The sequence below is a fragment of the Legionella sp. PC1000 genome (genome assembly GCF_014109805.1).
Taxonomy (GTDB): domain Bacteria; phylum Pseudomonadota; class Gammaproteobacteria; order Legionellales; family Legionellaceae; genus Legionella; species Legionella resiliens.
In genome coordinates, this window is sequence record NZ_CP059400.1 from 2,171,410 (window position 1) to 2,198,114 (window position 26,705).

Genomic DNA, 26,705 nt, shown 5'->3' on the forward strand with positions numbered 1-26,705 from the left:
TATTTAATTTTACAGATTGTTTGCTAATGCTGCCTCTGAAGGTGGCGGCATTACTCCTAAAGAAATTATAAATTTTAGTGCCTCATCAATACTCATATCTAACTCAATAACATCATTTCTAGGAAGCATTATAAGAAAACCTGATGTGGGGTTAGGAGTAGTAGGTATGAATACCGATATCATTTCCTCTTTTGTTTTATTATTTATTGCAGTATTTGCTGTACCTGTTTGAAAAGCGATAGTCCATAATCCTTTACGAGGATACTCTATTAAAACTACCTTACGGAAAGCCTCACTATTTGTAGATAATACCGCATTAATTACTTGTTTTACTGTTTTATAAATTGAGCGAACAAGAGGAATTCTGCTCAGAACAGATTCTCCCCACCCTACTAAGCGTTGCCCCAAATAATTGGTAGCAATTACGCCGGTAACGAGTAAAATGATAAGTGATAAGATTACTCCAATGCCTGGAATATAATGCCCAATGAGTTGTTCAGGTTGATATGCTTTGGGGATTAAAGCCACAGTATTGTCGAGTAAGTCAATAATAAAGCGTAGTACGCCTATGGTTATAAGTATGGGTAACCATACCACCAATCCAGCGAGTAAGTAGCTTCTTAATGACATCGTTTTCACTTGGTATCACCATCTTCGGTAGTTTTAGAAGATGAGGTGTCTTTTGTTTTTTCCGCTGAGGCAGAATCATCATTTTTGGCTGCTTCCTGGGATTTGCTGTTTTTATTTTTAAAATCGGTAGCATACCAACCGCTACCTTTAAGTTGAAAACCAGCCGCAGAAATAAGCTTAACTACAGTATTTTGATAACATACGGGGCACTGCGTTACAGGCTCATCACTGATTTTTTGCATTAAATCAAAATGATGATTGCAACTTGTACATTGATATTCATAAATTGGCATCGAAAACGACTCCATTAACTTCAGATAGTTTAATCTAACCTAGCATTATAGCTAACTCAGGAAAGATGAACAATATGTAAGCCTGGACAAAGACCGGATCATGCCTCTGAGTACAGATTATTAGGGTCTGTTTACATTTAAATTTTAATAAATATTTTTCGTCGGTATAAAAATGCAGCCACTAAAAAATTTAAGAAAAGGAAAAGTAATGAATAAAATAGTCCCGTGTTTTGTGGACTAAACCCTCCAAACAAATATTCTGCAATTGCAACTCGCAAGACATCTTGTGATCCATTCGGCAAAGGAACAACAAAAAGGGATTGAATTTTCAGTAAAATGACGTGGAAAATGAAAATAAATAATGCATTCATGCCAAAAATCTTAAATGGCAATGACCATTTTTTATAACCTAATACGTCAATAACAAAAAAGCACAAGCCAAAAACAATAAGTGAAAAACCACCACTCCATAAGACAAAGGTGCTTGTCCATAAATTTTTATTAATTGGAAAATTATAATTCCATATCCATGCTAATAAGAGAGATAATATTCCTGTTAAAATCATGATGATACTTTTCTTTTGCTTACTGATTGATGTCAGCAAAAAATGTCCGACTAAAAGTCCAAATAGAGTAGTAGCAATCGCTGGTAGAGTACTTAATAAACCTTCAGGGTCAAATGTTTTCGATAATAAACGTGTGGGAGTAAGCAACATCTGATCCACATACCCAGGCCAATTTCTTATTATGCTTAATTGATCAACGCCAGGGGCAGGAATTGGAATCTGAGTCAGAAAATACCAATAGCCTATAAGAATACCCAGGAAAATAAAAATTTGTGTTTTAACTGATGTATGAAGATAGAGAAGAGCACAGATAAAATAACACACAGCGATACGTTGTAGAATGCCATAAATCCGTACTGTTGATAAATCAAAATGAACTGGGAACATATTGAGAAACATTCCAAAGAAAAATAAAAGAAAGGTACGAGTGCAAATACTTCGATATAATAATGTTTTGCTCTCTTCTTTTACATGTCGTTTCAAACTAATGACGGTAGTGATTCCTACTATGAATAAAAATGACGGGAAAACTAAATCCGCTAAAGTACAACCATTCCATTCAGCATGCGTCAATATAGGGTAGGAAGTGCGGGTCCCCAAGCTGTTGACCAAAACCATTAATGCCATGGTCAATCCACGAAAAACATCTAAAGATAATATACGGCTGGTCTCAGCTGAATTACTTCTCATAGAATCTTCTTTAAAAAACAAAGATCATATCAGGATACTAGGTCGTCTTCAAACCACGTACTGGAACATCCATATGATATACGTAGTGTTTGATGATTTGTTCTGCTTGTTCACAGGTTAATGGTTTACTAATCGCCCCTTCCATAAAGTAATGCTGACAATCGTATTTTACTACATCAGCCTCAAAACCAGTTAAAGCAATAATAGGAACATGATGTTGCGTATTTTTTTCTTTTTGACGCAACTTCTTTGCAACTACATAACCTGAAGAGTCTTCCAATCCAATATCCATCAAAACTAAATCATATTTTCCTGGATGAAATAATTTTATGGCACTATCAGCGGAATCTGCTATATCGACTTGGCAATGTAACGCGGTTAATAGAGCCTTCTCAACATTTTGCGCAATGATATTGTCTTCTACCATGAGGACTGTCGGTAAATATCCCTCTTTTTTCAATGAATGCTTAATCCTATCATTGTTTTGTTGTAAAACATCAAGATGGATTTCAAGTTCCTTATTTAAAGTTATATCGTTTAAAATAACGATCAAACCAATTATTTTGTTATTACGATCGTGCATCGGTATGCGAGATGAGAGAAAGTAAAAGGTCTTACCTGAGCTGTCCTCAATCGGTTTTTCTGTTACATTATTTTGAGGGACGCCCGAAAAAATTACTTTCATATCATCTAATTTCAATTCTTCGATTCGTTCCTTATTCCAATGAACAAAACGTTCCATTTGCTGATAAGGAGTGCCTTTTAAATCGCTGTGTGTATTTACCCCTAATAATTTGATGAAATTGTTATTACATCCTTTAAGATTGCATTCAGTATCCACCCAATAAACAATATTGGGCATTGAATTGATAATTTCCATATAATATTGATGTATGGAATCAATATCTTCTTGAGTCCTGTTTTTAGTGTGGGAAGGCATGCAAATACTCCAAGAATTATTTATTTTGCATGTAAATTATAGTACAGATTAATTATTTTGATTTTTATACTGAGTAATCATCAGTACCTACATTTAAATTAATCTTATATGTGATTTGTATATGGAATTTAACTCGGATCCAAGTACTTTATTTTAAATAAAAACCCTACCCGTTTTCAAATTGCTTAATTCGAAATGGATGGGGTTAATCTTCAAAATAACAAGAGCGCACCCTAATTAACTAATAACCCATTCAATTTGCTGTTTCAAATCAATTGAAATTTCTGACAACTCTTCAAGATCATAATCCATATAGGGGTTTTCAATGGCACTATTATCTGTTTGATGCTGGATGATTTTTTTATCCCGCTCCTGGTGTAGCCATAAAATCTGCGGCTTAAATAAATGAATAATCCCCTCAACCCATCGATCAAGCACTTGCCAATAAGGATCATCATTCAAAGTCATTTTATAACGCTTAAGTAAACGGGCACTATGTTCTGAGTTATACCAAATTTCAGAAGTTACCCAGCGATTGACTGTAAATAAGCGTATGGGTTGTCCTAGTTGATTCATTCCAATAGCGATTAAATGAGTCATAGGGTTATCAATATATTTATCCCAATCTGCTAAAGGCGCTGGTTTAATGGATTTAGGTATATATTTATAACGCAAAAAACAATGGAAATGACCATGCTCTGTACTTTCATAATTTTCTCGATGACAATGATAAAAATATTGAGCACCGGTTTTATGATCAATGCGATCCCCGTGAGGATAATGGCTCATTCGTTCAAAACGTCGTTTCTTTTTTAAAGTGTAATGAAGGATGCTTTTCCCTTTATGTGTCATTATCAACTGCTGGGATTCTAAAACTTGTTGGGCATAATTCAAATAAATCTTCTTATGCCAATTGCTCAATTGTGGTAATTTAAATTCTGAATGCGTCATCATGTCTTTTACTTAATAAAGAAAAGCAAAAAAGAAGAGGTAGTAAAAACTACCTCTTTGTAGGATTAAAGCTACAGATTAGTTGCCAGAGCAACCAGCACAGCCTTTGCAACCAGCACAGCCTTTGCAGCCTTTGCAACCAGCACAGCCCTTGCATCCTTTACATCCTTTACAGCCTTTACAGCCTTTACAACCATTACAAGAACTTGATGTAGTAGATGCATCATCTGCATAAGCAACGGATGCTACAGGAGCTGCTAATACAGTTAATAGAGCAGCTACAGCTATTGTTGATTTTTTCATAATTTTACTTCCTTGATAGTTAATGATTTTTTAACCCATTTAGATATTAGCAAAGAAATTTGGTTTTTTCTTCTTTTAAAAAAAAAAAGTTACCCTTTTCATGTATTCTTTATCGCATCCAATAAAGCCAGAAAACCTTAATACATGAAGAATTACAGTACTTTTTAGGAAAATTTATCTGCCTTTACTAGTTAAAAATCCAATTCTAAAAAGTCAGGATAACCTGAAAATTACTGTTGTATGCTTGGGCTTTAAGTATTAGACCGGCTATACGTGCCAGGGAAGCTTTTGAAACGGATGGTGTATTATGAGCAAAAATGTGAATCTTTTTTTTAAAGATTCACATCGGAACAGGTTTATGTACGATCCCCATGCTAACCTTCCTTGGTGCAGGAGATATGCCATAAATTGAAAATTAATAACCCCAAGGGTCAGACAAGAAATAACTATCTCTTGTATTTTCCGTGTCTTCTTTTTTTACTAATCTTTCAAGATGATGTTGTCTGACTTGGGTTGAAAAAAAGCCCAACTCCGCTCGTGCTGCTTTTTCATCATTTGATTTTATATGAGCTTCCCTTACTCTTTGAGAGTAGGTTAGTTCAGTATGAATGGCTACATCCGGGTCAAAAAAATTCGCATTAAATCGTGCCTCTTCTGCTTCGCTTTTTATTCGACTAATTTTTTCTTTTCGTGTCTCTGCGCAAGAACTTATGACTGCTTCAGGATGGTGTTGTAAGCCTATGGTATAATATTTCCCCGTCCTTTTTTCAACACTCTCAATCAAACTATCAAATTTACCACGCCCTGAAACTTGAAGATCGCTATTTTCCGGATGTTCTTCTACATGTTGATGATGAAGACAAGTAACGTTATATTCTATACCACCACTTCCTTCCTTATAGTTAAGTTTATGATGTAACGCATTATATAATTGGCTTCCTTTACCAACGACTACTTTACTATTATAGGTAGGATCTTGAGTTTCCCTATAAACCGTATCAAAATACTCGTAATGTACTTCATGCTGATCAGTAGTCTCTGGTATATCTTTTACTGGATGACCATGATGATGTCCAATCGTTTGTTCTCCCCGACATATGCCCAAAAGAGGTATATCTTGGGTATGAGCTAATTCCGTAAGTTGGCCCTCAAATTTCTTACGCGGATCACTAGGATCATCTACAGGAATATTTGGTCCTCCTGGTAAATAAATGCCATTAAACTTGCCATTAAAAGCGGGATGGTTTAATCCTTCTTCGGGGGTAACTGGGGTGACTTCAATCCCTTTACTTTCTAAGTAATTAATTGTAAGGTCACAATAAGTAGTACCGCCCGATTTATCATAAAGTGCGATAATTTTTGGCTTTTCTTCTGAACTCTTTAATTGTTTTTTTTCATCCTTCTTTAAAGCATATTCAAATTTTGGTTTCTCGTCACTCGTATTACTTTTTGTATTGTTGGAATTGAACAAATAGTCTGTAAATTTCTGAAACATGATGGCATACCTTAATTTTTAATTGACACAATGAATAAAATTATCACTCAGTGTTCAAATTGTAATCTGGCAGCCTTAATGTAATATTAATTGAACCTATAATATTTATTATATGCATATAAATTATGCATATTATTGTTCAGCATTGTATTTTAAATGGGTATTAAGAATGTGAAACTTAAGTTAAAAGTTATCTTCGAGAAATTTTCAAACCTTTACGTAGAGTGTGACGCTTCGACTTGATTAATATAAGTGGTTACTGATATAGAGTAAGTACTTTGAAAATACTTTTTATAGAAACCTTACTAAGAGATTAGTAATTATAAATATGGATTTACCCATATCTCTGCATGCGCTCATAGCCATCCTTGGCATCTGAGAGATCTTGCGTAATATTTAACCTCAAAGATCAAATATAATATGATGCTCTCTTACATCTACATCACTTGACTGTTTTTCTTTCTGTTGCGATTCTTGCTCAAGAAAATGTTTCTTGGCTTGATTGGTAAAAAAGCCCATTTCTGCCCTAGCGGCTCTTTCATCTCTTGATTTTACATAAGCTGCCCCTATTTTTTGAGCGTTTTTGTATTCCAAATAGGCAGCGATATCTGGATCAAAAAAATTTGCGGTCAATCGTGCCTCTTCAGCCTCTTTTTCAGCTTTGCTAATTTTCTCTTTTCTTGTATCCTCAAAAGAACTTATAACGACTTCTGGGTGATGTTGTACACCAAATGAATAATACTTTCCTGTTTTTATTTCAACGCTCTCGATGGTGTTATCAAATTTATTACGTCCTGTTACTTGTACTTTACTATTGCTTGAATTATCTGGTGTATGTTGATGATGAAGGCAAGTAACAGAATACTCCAAAGGCCCATCTTTACCCTCATCCTTAAATTCATTTTGTAACGCGGCATACAATTGGCTACCTTTTTCAACGACAACAGTATTATTTAAATCCGGATTGGCCGTGTTATTAGCACTAGAATGAGTATAATGCTTCTCATAGTCTGCCAAATCCCTTACCTCTAAACCATTATGATACCCAATAGCTTGTTCTCCGCGACATACTCCAATAAGTGGAATATCCTGGGTACGTGCTAGCTGTGTCAGTTGGCCCTCAAACTTCTTACGCGGATCATGATCATTGTCGATATCGATATCTGACCCCCCGGGTAAGTAAATACCGTCAATAGAAGTATTTGCAAAAGTAGGATGATTTAATCCCTCATCTGGAGAAACTCGGATAACTTCTAGCCCATCATTTTTAAAATGCTGAATCGCTAGGTCAGCGTTAGCAGCACCATCATTTTTATCATATAGAGCGACAATTTTTGGTTTCTCTTCTGAATGCCTTAATTGTTTCTTTTCATCAGCATTTAGTGCATATTGATAGTTCGATTTTTCTTCCCTACTGGTTTCAGAACGGGTTTCTGAAGAAAATAAAGCATTAATCGATGACCAACCTGATGAAACAATTCGTGAAAACATACTACTCACTCCCTATAATGCAATTATTTTTGCAAAAAAAGCCATAAAATTAAACTTTCTGCGACATACTAGAATACATTGAATTTCATTTCAATTGACTAATTTTATTGATATAAAAGAATAAGATATTGATTTCACTGTAATTATTCTATAAAAAGCTAAAAATGGATTATGATAATTCCTTTTTTGAAACCAGTAAAAAAAACTTATCCAGCATTTTTGTACTTAAAATCCATTTTAAAAAGAGCATGAAATGAGCTGGAAAAGTAATAGGATACTTGGCTTTAGGTCTTTGAGATTCGATTGCATGAATCAATTTCTGAGTTACTGCATCCGCTTTTCGAGTAAAAATAGAGTCAGTTTTTTTCTGCTTAAAGGTTTTGAGCATCCGCTCATACTGCATGCTGAAATAGCTATTTTGCATGTCAATGTTATTTAAAGAATTATCAACACAATTATCTCGAAAACGACTTTCTATAGGGCCTGGTTCTATAGTGATGACATTAATACCTGATGATTTCAATTCAAGTCTTAGCGTATCACTTACACCTTCTACTGCATACTTTGATGCATTATAAGCACCCCGAAAAGGCATACTGATAACACCCAAAATAGAACTTAGATTGATAATACGGCCATATCCTTGCTTACGCATGACCGGTATAACCAGATTAGTGAGCTCAACCAACCCAAAAACATTCGTTTCAAATTGAGCACGCAATACATCCCGAGAGATATCTTCCAATGCCCCAGCTTGACCATACCCTGCGTTATTAATTAAAACATCCAGCCGTCCTTCTGTTTTAGCCAATACTTCTGCAAACGCATTTTGAATGGAAGATGAATCAGAAACATCCAGTTGGACTGCTTCTATTCCCTTAGCTAATAGTTTTTGGACGTCCTCTATTTTTCTACATGATCCAATGACTCGATGTCCTCTTTCCTTTAAAGAAAAAACAGCATCGAAGCCAATTCCACTAGAACATCCGGTAATTAAAATAATTTTATCCTTCATAAATCCCATCCAAATTGCTCAGAAAAATTATTTATAATCTATAATTCTTAATGTAACAACATAATATGGGGTTGCATCATGGAAAAAATTAGCATTCGAAGCTATAAAATTCTTCCACTTATTATTCTATCTTCGGTACTGCTTATAGGTTTTTTATACAGTGGCCCAGCTAAAGCCAATTCAGAATCATCACAATCTCCGGGCCAGCAACTTGCCTATTTTATTGGATATCATTCAGGCTATTATTATGGATCACCTCCCTACTACTATCATCGTCACTACAAAAAAGCTTATTGGACAGGCTGGAGGTATATAGGATATGGCTGCCGCAGCAGCTGTCTCATTGATCGTTGGAGTGGTCGCGCCATTAAGTGTAAAAGAATTTGTCGCTAAATAGTAAATTCTATAACATATCCAAGTGCCGCGCCTCATACGCCGTATCTATTACAGAGTACAATGTAGGAAAGATTCTTAAAACAGCTGAAGATAATTCTGGATACCAGATATAAAGCGAAGTACGTAAAAAAAGTTCCTAGGATTTCTCCATGCTGAGCTCAGGCAAAATAATCAACCAAGCCTTTAGGCGCTTTCTTATTTTTTAAGGGTGTTATGCCCGTTTCGTTTTCTAATGCAAGGGCTGCTTCTTCCTGAGAACCACTATTTTTTTGGGGACTTTGGTGTGCGCTGTCACCAGAGTCAATGTGTACTTCAGATAAATTTAAACCTTGTTCCGCCATCATCGCCTGTAATTTTGGCAGCGATTGATCAATGATATCTCGTATTTGATGGGTGTTGGTCGTTATATTTACTGAAGCTGAGTCATTTATCACCTTAATACTGATTTCCAATGGTCCTAAATCCTCAGGATTTATCTTAATTATTGCACTTTTAACCTCGTGTTGACCAAGCCAGATAATATGATCTGAAAATTGTTTTGACCATTCAGGTCGATTTATTTCTATTGGTATCTCCAGGGTTTTAGGTGCTGTGCCTAAATTAGGCGTATGATTGGGTACATTTCTGTACATTTCATGAGTCAATATACTATTCAATGGATTATCCATTGGCAGCTCTTTTCCCCAGTCGGTATTTTCACTTATGGTAGCAGGTACGAGAAAAGTTGATGCATTTTCTTTTTGATTCTCTATTTCAATAGGCAGAGGTTGAAATAAAAAAGTTGGACTTGCCTCTTTTTCTCCTCCTTTATTTTCTGAAGATCTGAGTTGGGGTACAAATAATTCTTTTGATTGTATATCCTTTGTAGGCGATGAAGTACTGCTCGGATATTTTTTATTATTTTTAACGGTTTCGAGAGGATTTAGTGATGTGTTTTTTATAATGTGTTGCGTGTCAGGATTGTGAACATATGCTGCATCATGCAGCAAATTATTTTTATCTTTGATTTCAGGTTCAGGCTGTTGCTCATTTCGAGCCAAAATACTTTCTAAAACACTCTGATCTTCATTAGCTTGCACCTGGGTTTCGTTGAATTGCGACTTCTTAGATACTGTTTTTTCTTCATTTTGTTCCAAGGTTACATTTCTATTGACCACATCTGTCAAATTGCATTCTTGCTCGCTGTTTATCTGATTTATTTTAACTTCGTGCTGATAATATTGAGAATTAATCCAAGAGACGGCAACATTATTTTCCATCTCGTTTGTTGATAGTTCTTCACTTTTTTCTTTTAAGGCTTCAAATTCGAAACCAATTGTTGGCTTAATGGGGTCTTCGCTAATTTTTTGATTTTCATCTAGGATTTGAGTTGAATTCTGTTTTTCTTCTTGAGGATTAGCCTTCTTAGCCACGACATGAGTTAATAAAGAAACAAAAGCATTCGGATCTTTGAGTTCAATAGATGGCAAAACATTTTGTACCTCATTTTGTGATTTTTCTATAGAATTCGTCAAAATTTCGCCGTCTAGGGTATTAGGGAAAAGGTCAATAACACCCGATGGATTTGATATTGCTTTACTCAAGTCGGTCATTCCCATTCTCCTTAATTTTACTTACTTAAAAAAGCAATATCCGTACCAATTGAGAAGTTTATGCTAAAACAATTAAATTTTTGTTAATATACTTTACCTAAGTGTAAAGCTACATAAGAGGTCTATTCTTTACTCTTATCAATGATGCTAAGCTGCTTCCACGTAAATTTTAAGAGCAATTTTCATGCCTTTTTTTCCTAAAAAATATACTCACAAATCAGTCTTAAATAAAATCCAAGAGGCTAAAGATTTATTGGCTGACATAGGGAAAGAAAAAAAATCTTTTTTTCTTGAGATGCTTCGGCTTCGCATCGAGGACTTTGAATTAGCACTTAAGGAAAATTCAGATCTTGGTGAACAACAACTGATATTAGAACAATATAATCGCTTTGCCCAAACCTTATACTCATGTTTATCTCACCCAAATCATACAGTTTTTTATATAAGCAGTTATCATAATCAAAAATATTATCCTGTAGGAATTAGCGAGGTAATCGAAGAGCCTGTTCGGCATAAGATATCACTTGCTGGTGCTATTTTAGGAGCAGCACTCATTTTGGCGTCTTTTGCCGCGTTTGCGTTTAATCCGTTGATAGGCGCCATTTTGCTTCCAATTGGCATTGCATTATTAGTCCCCGCTGTGGCTTCTTTGTTAACTCCAGATCCTTTTAATACAGAGCCCAAAAAATTTGAAGAGAACATACTTTTTCAAACTGGTGCCAAATTAATTGATCCTTCTTTATCTTTTAATGAAACCCAAGAGCATACAGGACAGCTTCATTTGAGGGTAATCTAAAAGTTATGAACCTAATTTCATAAGAACTCATGGAATTTTCTTAAAATTGAGCTATCATTCAGTTTTTGATTTTCAGGAGCTCCTTATGAAAGCGGGTCGTGACAGCTTATCAACAAAATCTCAATTACAGGTAGATGGGAAAACATATCATTATTTCAGCCTTAAAGAAGCCGAACAAAAAAATTTTAAAGGAATCAGTCGTCTTCCTTACTCGCTTAAAGTTCTTTTTGAAAATTTACTACGTTTTGAAGATGACAATACAGTCACCACGAAAGACATTAAAGCAATTGCTGACTGGTTACATAATAAAACATCACAACATGAAATTGCATTTAGACCAGCACGTGTGCTGATGCAGGACTTCACGGGCGTCCCCGCTGTGGTTGATTTAGCAGCAATGCGTGCGGCGATTGTTAAGATGGGTGGTAATCCTGATAAAATTTCGCCATTGTCTCCTGTTGATCTGGTCATTGATCATTCAGTTATGGTTGATAAATTTGGTAGTAAGGATTCTTTAGCTGTAAATACAGAAATTGAAATGAAGCGAAACAATGAGCGCTATGAGTTTTTACGCTGGGGGCAAAAAGCATTTAATAATTTTCAGGTTGTTCCACCTGGAACAGGCATTTGCCATCAAGTAAATCTGGAATATTTAGGGAAAACAGTATGGAGCAGTACTGATGATGGAAATTTATATGCATATCCCGATACTCTAGTAGGTACAGACTCTCATACAACCATGATTAATGGCTTAGGTGTACTTGGATGGGGAGTTGGCGGTATCGAAGCAGAAGCAGCTATGCTCGGACAACCTGTATCGATGTTGATTCCAGAGGTAATTGGATTCAAATTACATGGAAAAATGAAGGAAGGTATTACTGCAACCGACCTGGTACTTACTGTAACACAGATGCTCAGAAAGAAAGGCGTAGTGGGCAAGTTTGTTGAGTTTTATGGTCCTGGCTTGAGTGACTTACCCCTTGCTGATCGTGCCACAATTTCTAATATGGCTCCGGAGTACGGCGCTACATGTGGCTTTTTCCCAGTAGACAAAGAAACCATTCGCTATCTTGAATTGACTGGACGTGACAAACACACTATTGCGTTGGTTGAAGCCTACTCTAAAGCGCAAGGCATGTGGTATGATAAAGACAGCGAAGATCCAGTATTTACTGATACTCTGGAACTTGATTTGAGTACAATTGTCCCTTCATTAGCAGGACCTAAAAGACCACAAGATAAAGTAACGTTAAATACTTTGCCCGTAGAATTTGATTCGTTCCTTAAAGAAGCAGGAAAAGAACAGGAAAAAAATACTTCTTTCCCGGTTAAAAATCATGATTTCCAAATGAAACATGGCCATGTGGTTATTGCAGCCATTACCAGTTGTACTAACACATCAAATCCAAGTGTACTCATGGCAGCAGGCTTGGTCGCTAAAAAAGCAATTGAAAAAGGATTACAACGTAAGCCTTGGGTTAAATCTTCCTTAGCTCCAGGCTCTAAGGTAGTAACAGATTATCTCAAAAAAGCCGGATTACAGTCTTATTTGGACCAATTGGGTTTTAATTTAGTTGGCTATGGGTGTACTACCTGCATTGGTAACTCTGGCCCGTTGCCTGATGCTATTTCTCACTGTGTCAGTGATAATGATCTTGTTGTTTCAGCGGTTTTATCAGGAAATCGTAATTTTGAAGGTCGTGTACATCCACAAGTCAGAGCAAACTGGCTGGCTTCTCCTCCTTTAGTTGTTGCTTATGCTTTATGTGGAACCACCACCATTGATATAAGCAAGGACCCTCTAGGAAAGGACGATAAAGGTAATGATATATATCTGAAAGACATTTGGCCTTCTAATGCTGAAATTGCTGTTGAAGTATCTAAAGTGACTGGAGGAATGTTCCGTAAAGAATATTCTGAGGTTTTTCTTGGTGATGAGCACTGGCAAGCAATTAAAACAAGTAGTGGGAAAACCTATGAATGGGATGCACATTCAACATACATTCAACACCCGCCATTTTTTGATAATTTAAAAGCTAAACCTGATTCAATTAAACCGATCAAACACGCTTATATTTTAGCTTTATTTGGTGATTCAATTACCACAGATCATATTTCTCCAGCGGGCTCAATTAAGGCTAACTCTCCTGCAGGCTTGTATTTAAAATCCAAGGGAGTTGATGAAAAAGAATTTAACTCGTATGGTTCTCGCCGCGGTAATCATGAAGTGATGATGCGAGGGACCTTTGCTAATATTCGTATTCGTAATGAAATGACTCCTGGTCAAGAAGGCGGCATTACACGTTACATCCCTTCAGGGGAAGTAATGCCTATTTATGATGCAGCAATGCTTTATCAACAAAAACATCATGAACTCGTAGTGATTGCCGGCAAAGAATATGGCACAGGCTCTTCAAGAGATTGGGCGGCAAAAGGGACAAATTTACTTGGCGTTAAAGCAGTACTTACTGAAAGTTTTGAACGCATTCACCGCTCTAATTTAATCGGTATGGGTGTTTTACCATTACAATTCTGTGATGGTATGACCCGTAAGACCTTAAACCTGAAGGGAGATGAGCGTGTCAGTATCGACATATCTGATTCCTTAAAACCAGGCTCAATGGTTCCAGTAACTATTGAGCGTTCTGATGGTCAAGTAGAACAAATTAAAGCACTATGCCGTATCGATACTGCTGACGAATTAGAATATTATAGAAATGGTGGTATTCTACAATACGTTCTCAGAAATCTGTGTGCTTGATATGGTAATAATATACTCTCGGTTGGACCCTTGGTCCAACTGCAGTGTCATCCAATTAGATCATACCTATGATCATCATCGTTTGATTGGGCTAAAAGCCCAATCTGCTTTTTGTTTAAATTTCTTAAATAGCAATAATACTACACATCCAAAGTTATCGGCTGCTCGCTTATACCGTATTTGTTAAGGATTAATCATGAATCAACCCAAAAAGGTTCTAAGTGTATTTTCTTTAGTAATGATTAATGTCATTGCTGTTGATAGCTTACGTACCCTTCCCATAAGCGCCAAACTTGGCCTTACATTAGTCTCTTATTATGTTGTAGCAGCGCTTGCTTTTTTTATCCCTGTATCTTTAGTAGCAGCTGAATTAGCAACAGCTTATCCCGAAACGGGGGGCATTTACGTATGGGTTCGTGAAGCATTTGGTAAGCGTGCTGCGTTCATCACTATTTGGCTTCAGTGGATATATAATGTAGTTTGGTATCCAACAATCCTTGCTTTTATCGCAGCCACCCTATCGTATTTAATTTCCCCAGAATTAGGAAGTAATAAATACTATTTATTAGGCACAGTGCTTGTTCTATTTTGGGTGTTTACACTACTTAATTGCTTTGGAATGAAAATATCAAGCATAGTGAGTACGATTGGCGCAACAATAGGCACAATATTTCCCATGCTTTTCATTATTGTCTTAGCAGCACTTTGGATTATCCAGGGAAAACCTATGATGGTTGGTTATCCCTCAACATGGTTGCCTGACTTCAGTTCCTTAGGGAATTTATCGCTCTTTGCAGTAGTATTATTTGGTCTACTCGGCATGGAAATGTCAGCGGTACATGCCGAAGAGGTAAAAAATCCCAAGCGTGATTATCCCAAGGCTCTGTTTTATTCAACTATTTTAGTTATTTCTACCCTTTCTTTAGGCTCGTTAGCCATTGTAGTTGTAGTACCTAATGAAAGCTTAAGTGTCGTATCTGGACTTATTGATGCCTATGCTGTTTTTTTTAAAGCGTATAATATGGACTGGATGACTTCAATCATTGCGATTCTAATTATTTTAGGCGGTTTAAGTGGTGTTTCCGCATGGATTATCGGCCCTACAAAAGGATTGATGGTCTCAGCCCGAGATGGCTCTTTACCTGAAAAATTTGCATATACCAATAAATACGGGGCCCCAACAACCATTCTTTTTTCCCAGGCTCTTATTTTTACTGTATTAAGTTCCGCTTTTATTTTGTTGGATTCCATTAATGCAGCCTATTGGATGCTTAGTGATCTGTGCGCTCAAATGGCCCTGTTAGTTTATCTTTTTATGTTTGCTGCGGCCATTAAATTGAGATATAGCAAACCGGATCAACCGCGGGGTTACACAGTTCCAGGTGGAAATATAGTGATGTGGTTTTTATGTGTCCTTGGCATTCTCTGTTGTCTTACCGCAATTATTATTGGTTTTGTACCTCCAACACAAATACCTATTGGAAATGTATTTATTTTTGAATCATTTTTAATTGGCGGGTTAATTTTATTTGTATTAATTCCCTGGTTCCTTTCTAAAAAGCACTAGAGTATTGAATACTGCTTCAGATAAAGTGAAGCATCTGGTTCAGTTATAAAGACCGCGTATATAACCTGTCCCTTAGTCACAAGTTAAGAATGGGGAAAAGATAAATTTGAGTGCAGATTGGGGTAAAAAAACTCTGATCCGACGTCTCGCGGGGATCCAGGAGTTCTGCGTTTAGCAGAACTGGTTTTTCAACGATGCAAGCAGATTCAAGTATATAATCCTGGTTTACTTTTGTTACACCATAAGGATTACATTTGTTATTTATGCAAACATCTCAATAATCGCTTGATTCCATTGTTTGGGTTGCTCTAAATTAGATAAGTGTCCTGCATTAGGTAAAATAATTAGTTGACTATTTTTTGAGAGTGAATGCATATCAATGCTTTGTTGAGGGGGAATTACATTATCTAATTCGCCTGTAATAATCAGAATAGGTAACTTTGTCGTGGCTAATACAGCAGAAGTGGAATTACGGAGTGCCATTCCACGTAAAGCAGATGCAATTGCGGTTGATTTTTGTAACGTTAAAATATGACGAAGATAATCTTTAGTTTGTTGAGGTGTATCAGATGAAAGTGCCTTAACTATAAATCCAGCAATTAGATTTTCTGTTCCATTTTCAAGCACATCAAGTGCCGTTTTTTCGCGAGTAGCTTTTGTTTCCGGACCATCTGCCACGGCTTGGGTATTTGAAAGTACTAAGCCAAGTGTTTGATTTGGATATTTGTCTAAAAATGCAAGAGCAATATATCCTCCCATTGATTCACCGCCAATGATCGCCTTATCAATCTTTAAATAATCTAATAACTGTTTTACCTCATCAGCGTATTCGGTCATGGGAATTGCTTTTCCATCCACACTAGATGATTCACCAAATCCCCATAAGTCTAGAGTAATCACACGAAAATACTTTTTAAGTACTTCTTGTTGGGGTTGCCATAATCGTTGATCCGTTGGGAATGCATGAATTAATACAAGAGGATTGCCCTCCCCTATGTCAGTGTAAGAAATAAATTGCTTCGTATGAGGAAGTACCATAGTGGATGCCAGCGCAGTATGACTAAAAAAACAATATAAAATAGAGATTAAAACATAAATGAAACAGAATTCTTTATTCATTAATTACTCCATTAAATGAGAAGTGCAACCTCTTGTTGCACTAGAAATATAGAGGCGTAACAGAAATCAAGTATACTGATTGAAGTTACGCCTAAACTTTGTTTTAGTTAATTAATCAGGCAAAGACATTAAACTTGCATTACCTCCGGCTGCAGTAGTATCCACAGTATAAGTTCGCTCGTGGCAAAGTCGAATGAGATAGTTAGGCCCCCCCGCTTTAGGGCCTGTACCTGACAATCCTTCTCCACCAAAGGGCTGTAAACCAACAACAGCACCTATCATATTTCGGTTTACATAACAGTTGCCTGCATGAATATTTTTTCTGATGTATTCCACTGTTTCATTAATACGACTATGGATACCCAGAGTTAAGCCATAACCTGTCGTGTTAATTTGTTCAATAACTTTATTCAGATCTTTTCGTTTAAATGGGATTACATGCAGTACTGGACCAAAGACCTCTTTTTCTAATGCACTAATATGATTAATGGCAATCGCGGTTGGAGGCATAAAATATCCAGATTCCAATGATTCGTCTAATGGGCATTGGTAAATAATTTCAAAACGCTTTTTCATATTATCCACATGATTTTTTAATGTAGATAAAGCCGCCTTGTCAATTACAGGTCCTACATCAGTCATAAGCCAGCGCGGGTCACCTACGACCAGCTCCGCCATAGCTCCTTTTAAGAGAGCAATGGTTCTTGGATAAACTTCTTCTTGGACAAATAATACACGCAAAGCAGAACATCTTTGACCAGCACTACCAAAGGCTGAGTTCACCGCATCTACCACAACCTGCTCCAATAAAGCTGAAGAGTCAACGAGCATCGCATTTTGACCACCCGTTTCAGCAATCAGGGGAATAATTTCTCCACCACGTGTTGCCAGGGTACGATTAATAAGATTCGCTGTATCGGTCGAACCAGTAAATAAAACTGCTTTGATTCTTTTGTCAGCAACTAATGCAGCTCCAATTGTTTCACCTGGACCAGGAAGTAATTGTATGGCACCTACAGGAATTCCAGCCTGATGCATTAATTTAACAGCATAAGCAGCAATTAGTGGGGTTTGTTCTGCAGGTTTTGCAATAACACAGTTACCAGTTACCAACGCGGCAGCGACCTGACCTGTAAAAATTGCCAAGGGAAAATTCCATGGACTTATGCAAAGTACCGTGCCTCTTGGATGCAAACTCAGTTCATTTAACTCTCCTGTATAACCCGTTAAACGTAAGGGAGCAGCTAAAATTTGCTGTGCTTGCACGGCATAATAACGGCAGAAATCAATTGCTTCACGCACTTCTGCAATGCAATCATTCATGGTTTTACCTGCTTCAAGACAGGCTATGGTCATGAGTTCTGCTTGATTTTCCTGTAACGAGTCAGCAAAGCGATTAAGACATGCTGCTCTTTCGTTAACGGACATGCCTGACCATAGTGGGAACGTTTGCTCAGCTTGTACCAATGCATGTTCCACATCATCTAGTGATGCATTTTGGACTGATCCAACAATATTTTCAGTTTGTTGAGGCGAATTAACTTGTTGTTTCTCACCTTTAAGTATTGGGTTTCCTGCGATAATTGGTCCTGAAGTCCACTGCCGCAATTTGATTTGTCCCATTTTTTCTTGTAAAAGAGCACACTCAGTACGATCAGTAAAATCAAACCCCTTAGCGTTTTTCCTATTGGGTTGAAAGATGTCTTCGGGTAATGGAATATTTTGATTTATCTTATGTAATAAAGATTGGGCTTTTTCGACTGGATCTTCAACTAATGTGCTAATTGGTGCATTGTCATCAACGATACGGTTTACAAATGAAGAATTTGCTCCATTTTCCAGCAATCGGCGTACTAAATAAGGAAGTAAATCTTCATGACTTCCCACTGGAGCATAGATACGGCAAGGGATCCCATGGCGTGCTGCTGGTACTATCTGATGATACAGCTCATTACCCATCCCATGTAAACACTGGAACTCAAAATCGCGATAATCGCCGGTAATATTTAAAATCATTGCTACCGAATAGGCATTATGAGTAGCAAATTGAGGATAAATTGCATCAGTCATGGTTAATATTTTTTTCGCGCACGCCTGAAAAGAAACATCTGTAAACACTTTTCGGGTAAATACAGGATATTCTTTAAAGCCCTGCATTTGTGATTTTTTAATTTCACTATCCCAATAAGCACCTTTAATCAAGCGCACCATGATTCGACGTTGCTTTCTTCTTGCCAGAGCAGCGACCCAATCCAATACATAAAAAGCTCTTTTTTGATAAGACTGAACTGCCAAACCAAAACCGTTCCATCCATCTAAACTCGCATCATTAAAAACTCGCTCCATCACATCAAGTGATAACTCTAAGCGTTCAGATTCCTCGGCATCAACAGTTAAGGCAATTCCATAGTTCTTTGCTAAACGAGCAAGGGCAAGCAGCTTTGGTGGTAATTCTTCCATAACTCGCTCATGCTGGCTTTCATTATAACGTGGATGCAAAGCAGAAAGTTTTATAGAGATACCCGGGCGCTTATATACATCTGAGTTTTTATCAGCCTTTTTGCCTATAGCTTCAATGGCTTCTTTATATGCTTCAAAATAACGGGATGCATCGATAGAGGTTAACGCAGCTTCCCCCAACATGTCATATGAAAAGCGATATCCTAGAGCTTCTTTCTTTTTGGCTCGGTTTAGCGCTTCTTCAATAGTTCTTCCTTTGACAAATTGCTTGCTCATAATTCGCATCGCTTTATCCACTGCTGTTCTAACTACAGCTTCACTGCTGCGATTAACGAGTTTCATTAAAGATTTAGCTAATGATGTTTGAGCTTTTTCCGGAGTCAGTATTTTTCCTGTAAGCATCAATGCCCAAGTCGTTGCATTTACAAAAAATGAATCGCTTTGACCTCTATGAGATTTCCAATCACCACCAGATAATTTATCTTTGATTAAATTGTCTATTGTTGCACTGTCAGGAACACGTAATAACGCTTCCGCTAAACACATGAGCGCAATTCCTTCATCACTGGATAGTGCGTATTCAGTCAAAAATGAATCGATACCTGTGCTTTTTTTTCGTTCAGCTCGCACGGATTCAACTAACTTTGTTGCCCTGTTCTTAATATCTGTTACTTGCTGTTGCCCTAATGCCGCTTTTTCACAAAGTTCTGTTATCAACGATAACTCATCAACACGATAGGCGTGATTAATAGCAGCTCGTATGCCTTCAGGTAATTGTATGATCTGCTTTTCCAGCATAGCATTCTCCGAATCAAATCTATAATGAATCTTTTTCCCCTTTCTCTCTTGAACACAAAGGAGTACAAGTCAATGCTGGGTTTAAAAGAGTTTAAAAACTAACAGCCAAGTATAATTTAGAGCCATATAAAATGGAATGCGCCATCCATTATTTTGCTATAGAAGATGGCGTAAATGAGCTGTAATCGTACTGATTATACCTAATTCTAAGTAATTTTTCTGTTTTTTATTTAATTTTTTAGAATAATATTAAGTCTATTTGATTTAATATTGCTCCGATAAATAGATCTAAATATAGTCAATTAGATCCATGATTTTACTATATTTTTTCTAACACCCATCCAAGCCTCTGAATTGAATAATATTTTTCCCTGATGGTCAATTAAACTCCTTTTAAATTTACATTTACATGAATTGTTAATATAATCATCATTTTTTTAATGAAATTGTAATGACGATTTACACGTAGAAAGGGGAAGTATGAATACTTTATTAACTCTAATCTCAACCATGATTTTAACTAGCAATATCACTTCCAGTACACCTTCTTTTGCAGCGCGAGCAGAAGCGGATATCAGTACTAAATTACAGCATCTAAGTAATAAAGCGCCTCAATTAAATAAAAATGTTTTAAGACTCGCTTTAACTGCATATAACAATGCGAGCAAAAAAGGGGCTGTGAAAAAACCAGTTCTTACAGTAATTGATTATTCCTTACCATCAAACAAACAGCGTATGTGGGTATTTGACCTTCGTAGAGAGCGCCTCCTATATAATACCTTTGTGGCACATGGCAAAAACTCCGGTGTGAATAGAGCCAGTCATTTTTCTAACGTGCCTTCAAGTAAACAATCGAGTTTGGGTACGTACATTACCAAAGATACTTATATAGGGCATAAAGGATATTCACTTAACTTGCAGGGCTTAGATAAAGGCTTTAATGACAATGCATTAAGCCGACGCGTTGTAATACATGGCGCATGGTATGTAGAGCCTAATTTTATCAAACAGGCCGGTCGTGCCGGACTGTCTTGGGGGTGTCCAGCTATTGCTCAAACTTTGGCAAAGCCTGTAATTAATACGATTAAAAATGGATCCGTTATTTTTGCCTATTTTCCAGATAGAAAGTTTTTATCTAAATCAAATTATTTAACAGCATAAAAAAAGCCAGGGCTTAAACCCTGGCTTCGCAGTCATCCGTATAAGAACTTCCAGTTCTTATGATCATCCATGATAAATCATATCCGTATGATTACAATTCCGTTTGTGTGACTTATATCCATACAAGTCATGTTTAAAATGTAGCAACAGAAAATAAGAAGCGCAAGATTATTTCAGGACGATTATCTTAACTCACTTCGGATAAACCGAAAATCACTCATATAAAATATATATAAAAAACAATAAGTTAATTTAAATCAATGAAATTGACACCCAAAAAACAGCCATTGTCTTCACTTGAATTGAGAAATATCTTACAAGAAATCGAGCAAAACATAGATATCACCTCACATTAAAATATAAGTCAAAAGCCTTTATGGATTGATTTGAGGTCAACCTGGTATTTAAGTGACCTTAAAGATCAACTATAATTACTTTTTTATTTCACTGTGATCGCAAGATGGAACGCATACAAAACAAATTTGAATTCTTTAATCAGTTAGCAAAAGATCTCAAAACTGAAACGGCACTACATTTGCCGACACCTGATTTAATAAAGCTTTCTATGATTTCAAAAAAATATAGAGCATTCTTTAAGCCTATGCTGGATGTTCGAAAATTATTACATCATGTGGCGCGTGGTGAACATGATGCAGTTAAAACGATGCTCGAAAAAGATATCAATTTACTCTTTAAAAAAGGTCGAGTAACAGACTGCTCGGGCCGAACCTTTGAGCATATCAGCAGTTTTGAATATGCGCTTTGGGCCTTGGATAAACACATGTGGACCATGGTTCTTGATTGCATACCTCAAAACGAAGCAGGTAAAAAGGTATTAGTACAATTGCTTTCTCAATACAACAAAGTAAAAAAAGAAGGGGTTTCTTATACGCTTAATGGAAGAACAATCACTGAGAAGCACTTTAACTTTGAAAAGACCCTCATTAAAGAGCTGCAAACGCAAGTTGATTCGATACAGGCACCTGGAGATAAGAATTGGGATGCTATTAATAAGCAGTGGAGAGAAGGTGTCGGCGGTGTCCAAAAGCTACTTCCCATGCATGTTGTTTATGAATATTGTTCTGATGAGCCTTTTTATCACATTCCACACATCCCATCCCCACAGACTAAACCATCAAAACAATGGCTGAGCTCTCCGCGCCCCAAACCATTAAAACAATTTTACAATACGATAACTGAAAAGCATGAAAATTGGTTTTGTGTGGATTCAAAATTAGGTATTGCTTTTGCATTATATAAAGGTTCAGGCACGGGGGGAGCGGTGTCCAACTACTCAGGGTGGCAAGAGGCATCACTCATGGGGCTCAAATTAGTGATTAACGAGCTAACGGCGGTAAGGGGATTATATGAAGCAAGAACAACCGAATTTATCCATCTCGAATCGCAACTTGAAGAACAGATAATCTCAATAAATCAACCCCAAGGATTATCAAGTTTAATTTATTTGATGTCATTTTGCTAAATGAAATCTGATCTTCATTGATGATAAAAATTGATACATTAACTCAAGATTATCTCAAAAAACGTACTGAATATCCTTAAATAACCAGAGTAATCACTATGTTTGGTTATAAATGCTTGATTATGTCAGAAGATATGGTAGTTTATTCAGCATCTAGATCACGCTTTAGAGCAATATGATGGACAAACAACCGTTAACTGCAGCAAAAAAAGATAAGTTACACGTTATTGATTGGCTTATTGAACATTTCCCCAATGCTTTTTTTAAAAAAGGAAATCAGATTAAGCCCCTAAAAATTGGAATATTTGATGATATTATCGATTTTTACGAGAGACTGGACTCTCCTCCTTTCAGCAAAAAATCACTGCGAGAAGCATTAAGCTATTATAGTGCATCCCCAGCGTATCTAAATTGCCAAAAAGAAAACGCGGCACGAATCGACATCTACGGTAATGAAGTGGATACGGTAACTCAAGAACAAGCTAAATATGCGCATCAACGTTACCTAGAGCGTTATAATAAGAAAAAAAGTTCGGAAAAAAATAATGGCAGCCAGGGTGACGCGTAGCGAAAGCCCGGCTCCTCACCAACGTTGTGCTGAGCTGATCATAACTCCATAGCAGACATCCAGTCCTTATCAGTTAAGCTATGTACTCCCTATTGCAAAGCTACTAAATAATTAACTCTAACGTCAGATCCTAATGAAGCGTTCCTCAAAAAAGGATTATAATCCATTCCTTTCAAATCAATTAAGTTGAAATTCCAAGATCGAGCCATGGTAAGCAGTTCACTGGGCTTAATAAACTTTTTATAATCATGTGTTTGTCTCGGTAATAAATTTAATACATATTCTGCAGCAATAATCGCAGTGGCGTATGCTTTAATCGTTCGACTGATTGTTGATACAAATAAAAAGCCCTGTGGTTTGAGTAACCGTCTGCAATGCTCAAAAACTAACTCAGGATGTTCTACATGCTCCAACATTTCCATACAGGTAATTACATCAAAACTCTTATCTTTATATGCTTCAATTGAAGTACATAAATAGTTAATCTGCAGATGATTAATATTTGCATGTTCCTGGGCTACAGAAATTGCTTCAGATTCTGCGTCTATTCCGGTAACTTTTGCCCCTGACCTTGCCATAGACTCACTAAGAATACCGCCACCGCATCCAACATCCAAAACATTTAGATCAGTTAGCTCAACATGCTGCTTAATAAAATTAAGCCGTGTTTCATTAATGTCATGAAGAGTTTTCAGCGGCCCTTCAGTATCCCACCATAAGTTAGCATGTTGTGCAAACTTACTAATTTCTTGAGGATTAACAGTTGATTCAATATTACTCATCGTGTAATAAATCCAGAGGTTTAAAAAAATCGATAACGCGTTGATTCGTGATAAAACTTACATTATAAGGATGTTCCGCAATAAGTCCTATAGGTAATTTATCTTGTGCAACAGTTTCTGCAATTTTACCTAACAAAATGAGTTGAATAGTAGGTTTTATTACAGTCAATTGCGCCAAAAGGCTTTGCATAAAAGGCTTCCATTGACGTGCATGATAAGGAACTTTACCCTCGCTATAAACCAACGAGGCATTGAGCAGCAAAATCCCTTTATTCATCATCCCTTCAAATAATTGTCGTGCTGTTTTTACTAAAGTATTTTTATCCACCAATGCAATATTGGCTTGTGATGTATCGGAATCCAAATCACCGCGTGCAACAAGTAACATTTTAATCCAATTACGTAGGGAAGTCGCTCTATTAACTTCTTTGCTCAATCCATTTAAACTCCACAAATTACCCACTGAATTATCCCAGAAAGCATATCCATTTGCTGAGTCCTTGCGCGGGTAAGGCGATTCGCCAAATAGAATATATTGGGTTTTTGTTAATGGTAAACTAAACGATGCAAATAACCGCTCCTCTCCTGGCAACCAATATTTGTCATTCATTAACTGGTGTAAATAGTCTTGATCCACAGTTTTTAGTGCTTTGATTAGAATTTCTTTCCAATCAGAATGACAATTATTTAAAAAGGAATGATGCTCCATTTTTATGCTCGGTAAGGAATATTCCAATGACACTTCCACTCTGTCCCCTTTTTTCTTATAATGCACTTAATTTACACAAACATATGGAAATTAAATGAGCACCAGTGTAAATAACGAAGATAACTTGACCAGTGACGCAATACATAATCGTAACTGCTATACTTATTTTCTTCAATTAAAACCTGTAATTCAAACTCAAAGACAATTTCTCACCAAGCTGCTACCGGAATTTGCCAGATTACACACTGTAATGGAACAAGAATATGATGAAAATTACCCTTATGGGAATTTATATTCGTCTTGTATCGCTGCGTTGGAAGAATTCATTGATAGGAATTCAACAGAAAACATTAAAGATTTAGATGATTTAGTTCTGGCTATTTATCATAATGACAACAAGATCCTTGAAGAGTCTTCAGCCTGGATAAATGGTATTGATTCGGAAATACGTCCTCGACAATCAAATACCGAAAAAAAAATTCAAAATAAAATAAAAGATACCAAAAGAAATGTTAATAGGCAGTCTCCAAATGACTCAGGTGGAATTTATCGCCGGCTTTATTCTTTATTTGCAAATAACTTTAAGCCTCAATATGAAACGAATCTGCCAACAATAAAAAATTTTTCTTATAAAAAAAGTTCAGATGCAACAGAGTATCGGTTTAGCACTCAAGCTCAACGCCATGAGGGACAAACTCGGGTAAGCCCTTTATTCAGACGTTGGTTACAAATAAATGCCCAAAAATCCGATCCGAATCAATCCATTTGTCATATCTATTTTAATAATCTGGCATTAGATCGAAGTGATTATGATATTGCAGGGTCCAAAGAAAGAGATTTGACTCTAGAACTTCATAAACTTGAGAATGATCCGAGTCTTAAAACACTGGTTATTACTCTTCCTGCTAATGAAGGGTTGATGGATTCATCTGATTATGAAATAACACACAACCGACTGTCATCACGCTCTGTATTTAATGAATTTCTGGATATAGCAAGAGAGAAAGCAGACAAAAAAATCATTTCTGATTTCAGAATTAGTCCCATAGCAAGAGAATTATTATTTGGACCCGAAAATGAAGAGATAATCTTAAAAAAATTACTTATGAAGAGTTTTCTTGCGCAAGGACTTGCTCACAAACGCTTCATTTCTTCTGCAGAAAAACAAGCAGTATGGGTACATTTCATAAAATATGAATTGACCGATTACATTCTAAAAACAATAAAACCAAAAAGTTTTAATTTTTCATGCAAAGATGCAATAGATCGCGGGGCGCTATCTTCCACTTATTATAACTTGATACAATCCTTTAACCTGGAACAACCGATTAAAAAAGAAGAGTTTGAACGATCTCTTGATGCACCCGCTGCTAATGTCAAAGGGAGAGGGATGAATTTTCATCGAAAAATCATTTGGAATGCATTAAACACCTATGTCAATGCAAATTATTCTCAGTTAATTACACATGAGAAAAAATCATGGCTCATTTATTGGCGAGATATGAATTGTCCTAAAATACGGACAGAGGAACTTCTTAAAAACAGACTCAAACAAACCATTCAACAATTTCATGCATTACCAAAAGAAAAAAACGACATCAAAACAACAGGACTTCACTTGTTAAATACCGTGAAAGAGCTTCATACCCAAAAAGCAAGTGGTAAAAGACTTTTATTGGAAGTCGTTTCACGTACATCCGAGCTCCTGCATGCTTCATCCGAAGAATCGATTGAAAAATATAAGAGGTTGGCCAATGAATTAAAAATTAATCATCCTTCATTATATATAATTGGCGGCATCATGGAGGTATTATTAGGCTTTATACTTTATCTTCCCTCCCTGGGATATTCCGAAAAGCTAATTGATCATGGAAGTGCTGCAATTAACACCGGTTTTTTTTCTTATCGCAGAACAGAATTGAGCGATGAAATGATTCATATTACTTCAGTTTTAGCGCCTCTTGAAGTTTAAAAACAGTACTTTTTATGACCTAATCCTAGCAAACCTGAGTAGAGAAGCTGCATTCAGCAAATTGTCTTAATTAACTGCATAGGAACAAATTTTTTACTTGCTTATTGATGGTTTTGTGGTTAAAAATAGAATTTACAGGGAGATTCTTAAACACAGGGAGCAGTGTC

22 protein-coding genes are annotated in these 26,705 nt (G+C 36.5%); 8 read left to right on the plus strand and 14 right to left on the minus strand.

All coding sequences use genetic code 11. The annotated features are described in order from the left end of the window. Nucleotides 1-9: 9 nt before the first annotated feature. The 9 genes from FOLKNPGA_RS09520 to FOLKNPGA_RS09560 form a co-directional block, all read right to left on the minus strand. Nucleotides 10-639, minus strand: coding sequence for a DUF502 domain-containing protein (locus FOLKNPGA_RS09520; protein ID WP_182349693.1), 630 nt, complete (start codon nt 637-639; stop codon nt 10-12). Then, nucleotides 636-923 (minus strand): FmdB family zinc ribbon protein, encoded by a 288-nt coding sequence (locus FOLKNPGA_RS09525; RefSeq protein ID WP_182349694.1) that lies wholly within the window; start codon nt 921-923, stop codon nt 636-638. Before FOLKNPGA_RS09525 ends, FOLKNPGA_RS09520 begins: the two co-directional genes overlap by 4 nt. A gap of 137 nt (nt 924-1,060) precedes the next feature. After that, nucleotides 1,061-2,179, minus strand: coding sequence for an acyltransferase family protein (locus FOLKNPGA_RS09530; protein WP_182349695.1), 1,119 nt, complete (start codon nt 2,177-2,179; stop codon nt 1,061-1,063). A 37-nt stretch (nt 2,180-2,216) separates the two neighbouring features. After that, nucleotides 2,217-3,119, minus strand: coding sequence for a response regulator (locus FOLKNPGA_RS09535; protein ID WP_182349696.1), 903 nt, complete (start codon nt 3,117-3,119; stop codon nt 2,217-2,219). A gap of 237 nt (nt 3,120-3,356) precedes the next feature. Next, nucleotides 3,357-4,073, minus strand: a complete 717-nt coding sequence (locus FOLKNPGA_RS09540; RefSeq protein WP_182349697.1) for a hypothetical protein — start codon at nt 4,071-4,073, stop codon at nt 3,357-3,359. Nucleotides 4,074-4,148: 75 nt separating this feature from the next. Then, nucleotides 4,149-4,373, minus strand: a complete 225-nt coding sequence (locus tag FOLKNPGA_RS18940; RefSeq protein WP_232891008.1) for a hypothetical protein — start codon at nt 4,371-4,373, stop codon at nt 4,149-4,151. A gap of 415 nt (nt 4,374-4,788) precedes the next feature. Next, nucleotides 4,789-5,868, minus strand: a complete 1,080-nt coding sequence (locus FOLKNPGA_RS09550; RefSeq protein WP_182349699.1) for a gamma-glutamyl-gamma-aminobutyrate hydrolase family protein — start codon at nt 5,866-5,868, stop codon at nt 4,789-4,791. A 402-nt stretch (nt 5,869-6,270) separates the two neighbouring features. Further along, nucleotides 6,271-7,359, minus strand: coding sequence for a gamma-glutamyl-gamma-aminobutyrate hydrolase family protein (locus tag FOLKNPGA_RS09555; RefSeq protein WP_182349700.1), 1,089 nt, complete (start codon nt 7,357-7,359; stop codon nt 6,271-6,273). Nucleotides 7,360-7,528: 169 nt separating this feature from the next. Next, nucleotides 7,529-8,374, minus strand: coding sequence for an SDR family NAD(P)-dependent oxidoreductase (locus FOLKNPGA_RS09560; RefSeq protein ID WP_182349701.1), 846 nt, complete (start codon nt 8,372-8,374; stop codon nt 7,529-7,531). Nucleotides 8,375-8,452: 78 nt separating this feature from the next. Here FOLKNPGA_RS09560 and FOLKNPGA_RS09565 point away from each other — a divergent pair, with 78 nt between their 5' ends. After that, a complete protein-coding gene (locus tag FOLKNPGA_RS09565; protein ID WP_182349702.1) occupies nt 8,453-8,767 on the plus strand; it encodes a hypothetical protein in 315 nt (104 codons plus the stop codon). A gap of 161 nt (nt 8,768-8,928) precedes the next feature. Here the strand turns inward: FOLKNPGA_RS09565 and FOLKNPGA_RS09570 are convergent, their stop codons facing one another. Then, nucleotides 8,929-10,362: a flagellar hook-length control protein FliK gene (locus tag FOLKNPGA_RS09570; RefSeq protein WP_182349703.1), complete on the minus strand. Its 1,434-nt coding sequence runs from the start codon at nt 10,360-10,362 to the stop codon at nt 8,929-8,931. A 184-nt stretch (nt 10,363-10,546) separates the two neighbouring features. Between FOLKNPGA_RS09570 and FOLKNPGA_RS09575 the strand changes: the two genes are divergently transcribed. From FOLKNPGA_RS09575 to FOLKNPGA_RS09585, 3 genes are all read left to right on the plus strand, one after another. Next, nucleotides 10,547-11,158: a hypothetical protein gene (locus FOLKNPGA_RS09575; RefSeq protein ID WP_182349704.1), complete on the plus strand. Its 612-nt coding sequence runs from the start codon at nt 10,547-10,549 to the stop codon at nt 11,156-11,158. 85 nt (nt 11,159-11,243) lie between these two features. Next, nucleotides 11,244-13,919: an aconitate hydratase AcnA gene (acnA, locus tag FOLKNPGA_RS09580; protein ID WP_182349705.1), complete on the plus strand. Its 2,676-nt coding sequence runs from the start codon at nt 11,244-11,246 to the stop codon at nt 13,917-13,919. Nucleotides 13,920-14,115: 196 nt separating this feature from the next. Continuing rightward, complete coding sequence (locus FOLKNPGA_RS09585; RefSeq protein ID WP_182349706.1) at nt 14,116-15,486, plus strand: APC family permease; 1,371 nt, start codon at nt 14,116-14,118, stop codon at nt 15,484-15,486. Nucleotides 15,487-15,747: 261 nt separating this feature from the next. On the opposite strand, the gene FOLKNPGA_RS09590 is transcribed toward FOLKNPGA_RS09585, so the two are convergent. Beyond that, nucleotides 15,748-16,605 (minus strand): alpha/beta fold hydrolase, encoded by an 858-nt coding sequence (locus FOLKNPGA_RS09590; protein WP_182349707.1) that lies wholly within the window; start codon nt 16,603-16,605, stop codon nt 15,748-15,750. A 111-nt stretch (nt 16,606-16,716) separates the two neighbouring features. Then, nucleotides 16,717-19,863 (minus strand): bifunctional proline dehydrogenase/L-glutamate gamma-semialdehyde dehydrogenase PutA, encoded by a 3,147-nt coding sequence (gene putA, locus FOLKNPGA_RS09595; protein WP_182349708.1) that lies wholly within the window; start codon nt 19,861-19,863, stop codon nt 16,717-16,719. 480 nt (nt 19,864-20,343) lie between these two features. On the opposite strand from putA, the gene FOLKNPGA_RS09600 reads away from it, so the two are divergent. From FOLKNPGA_RS09600 to FOLKNPGA_RS09610, 3 genes are all read left to right on the plus strand, one after another. Beyond that, a complete protein-coding gene (locus tag FOLKNPGA_RS09600) occupies nt 20,344-21,024 on the plus strand; it encodes a murein L,D-transpeptidase catalytic domain family protein (protein ID WP_182349709.1) in 681 nt (226 codons plus the stop codon). Between the two features lie 460 nt (nt 21,025-21,484). Continuing rightward, nucleotides 21,485-22,507: an F-box protein gene (locus FOLKNPGA_RS09605; RefSeq protein ID WP_232891013.1), complete on the plus strand. Its 1,023-nt coding sequence runs from the start codon at nt 21,485-21,487 to the stop codon at nt 22,505-22,507. A gap of 178 nt (nt 22,508-22,685) precedes the next feature. Beyond that, nucleotides 22,686-23,075 carry a ProQ/FINO family protein gene (locus FOLKNPGA_RS09610; protein WP_182352820.1) on the plus strand — a complete coding sequence of 130 codons (390 nt, stop codon included), beginning with the start codon at nt 22,686-22,688 and terminating at the stop codon, nt 23,073-23,075. An 89-nt stretch (nt 23,076-23,164) separates the two neighbouring features. On the opposite strand, the gene ubiG is transcribed toward FOLKNPGA_RS09610, so the two are convergent. Both ubiG and FOLKNPGA_RS09620 read right to left on the minus strand, forming a co-directional pair. After that, complete coding sequence (gene ubiG / locus FOLKNPGA_RS09615) at nt 23,165-23,857, minus strand: bifunctional 2-polyprenyl-6-hydroxyphenol methylase/3-demethylubiquinol 3-O-methyltransferase UbiG (RefSeq protein WP_182349710.1); 693 nt, start codon at nt 23,855-23,857, stop codon at nt 23,165-23,167. Continuing rightward, nucleotides 23,850-24,566, minus strand: a complete 717-nt coding sequence (locus FOLKNPGA_RS09620; RefSeq protein ID WP_182352821.1) for a uracil-DNA glycosylase — start codon at nt 24,564-24,566, stop codon at nt 23,850-23,852. The genes ubiG and FOLKNPGA_RS09620 overlap by 8 nt, the downstream gene beginning before the upstream one ends. 94 nt (nt 24,567-24,660) lie before the next feature. Between FOLKNPGA_RS09620 and FOLKNPGA_RS09625 the strand changes: the two genes are divergently transcribed. Further along, nucleotides 24,661-26,538, plus strand: a complete 1,878-nt coding sequence (locus tag FOLKNPGA_RS09625) for a hypothetical protein (protein WP_182349711.1) — start codon at nt 24,661-24,663, stop codon at nt 26,536-26,538. The last annotated feature ends 167 nt before the right edge of the window (nt 26,539-26,705 follow it).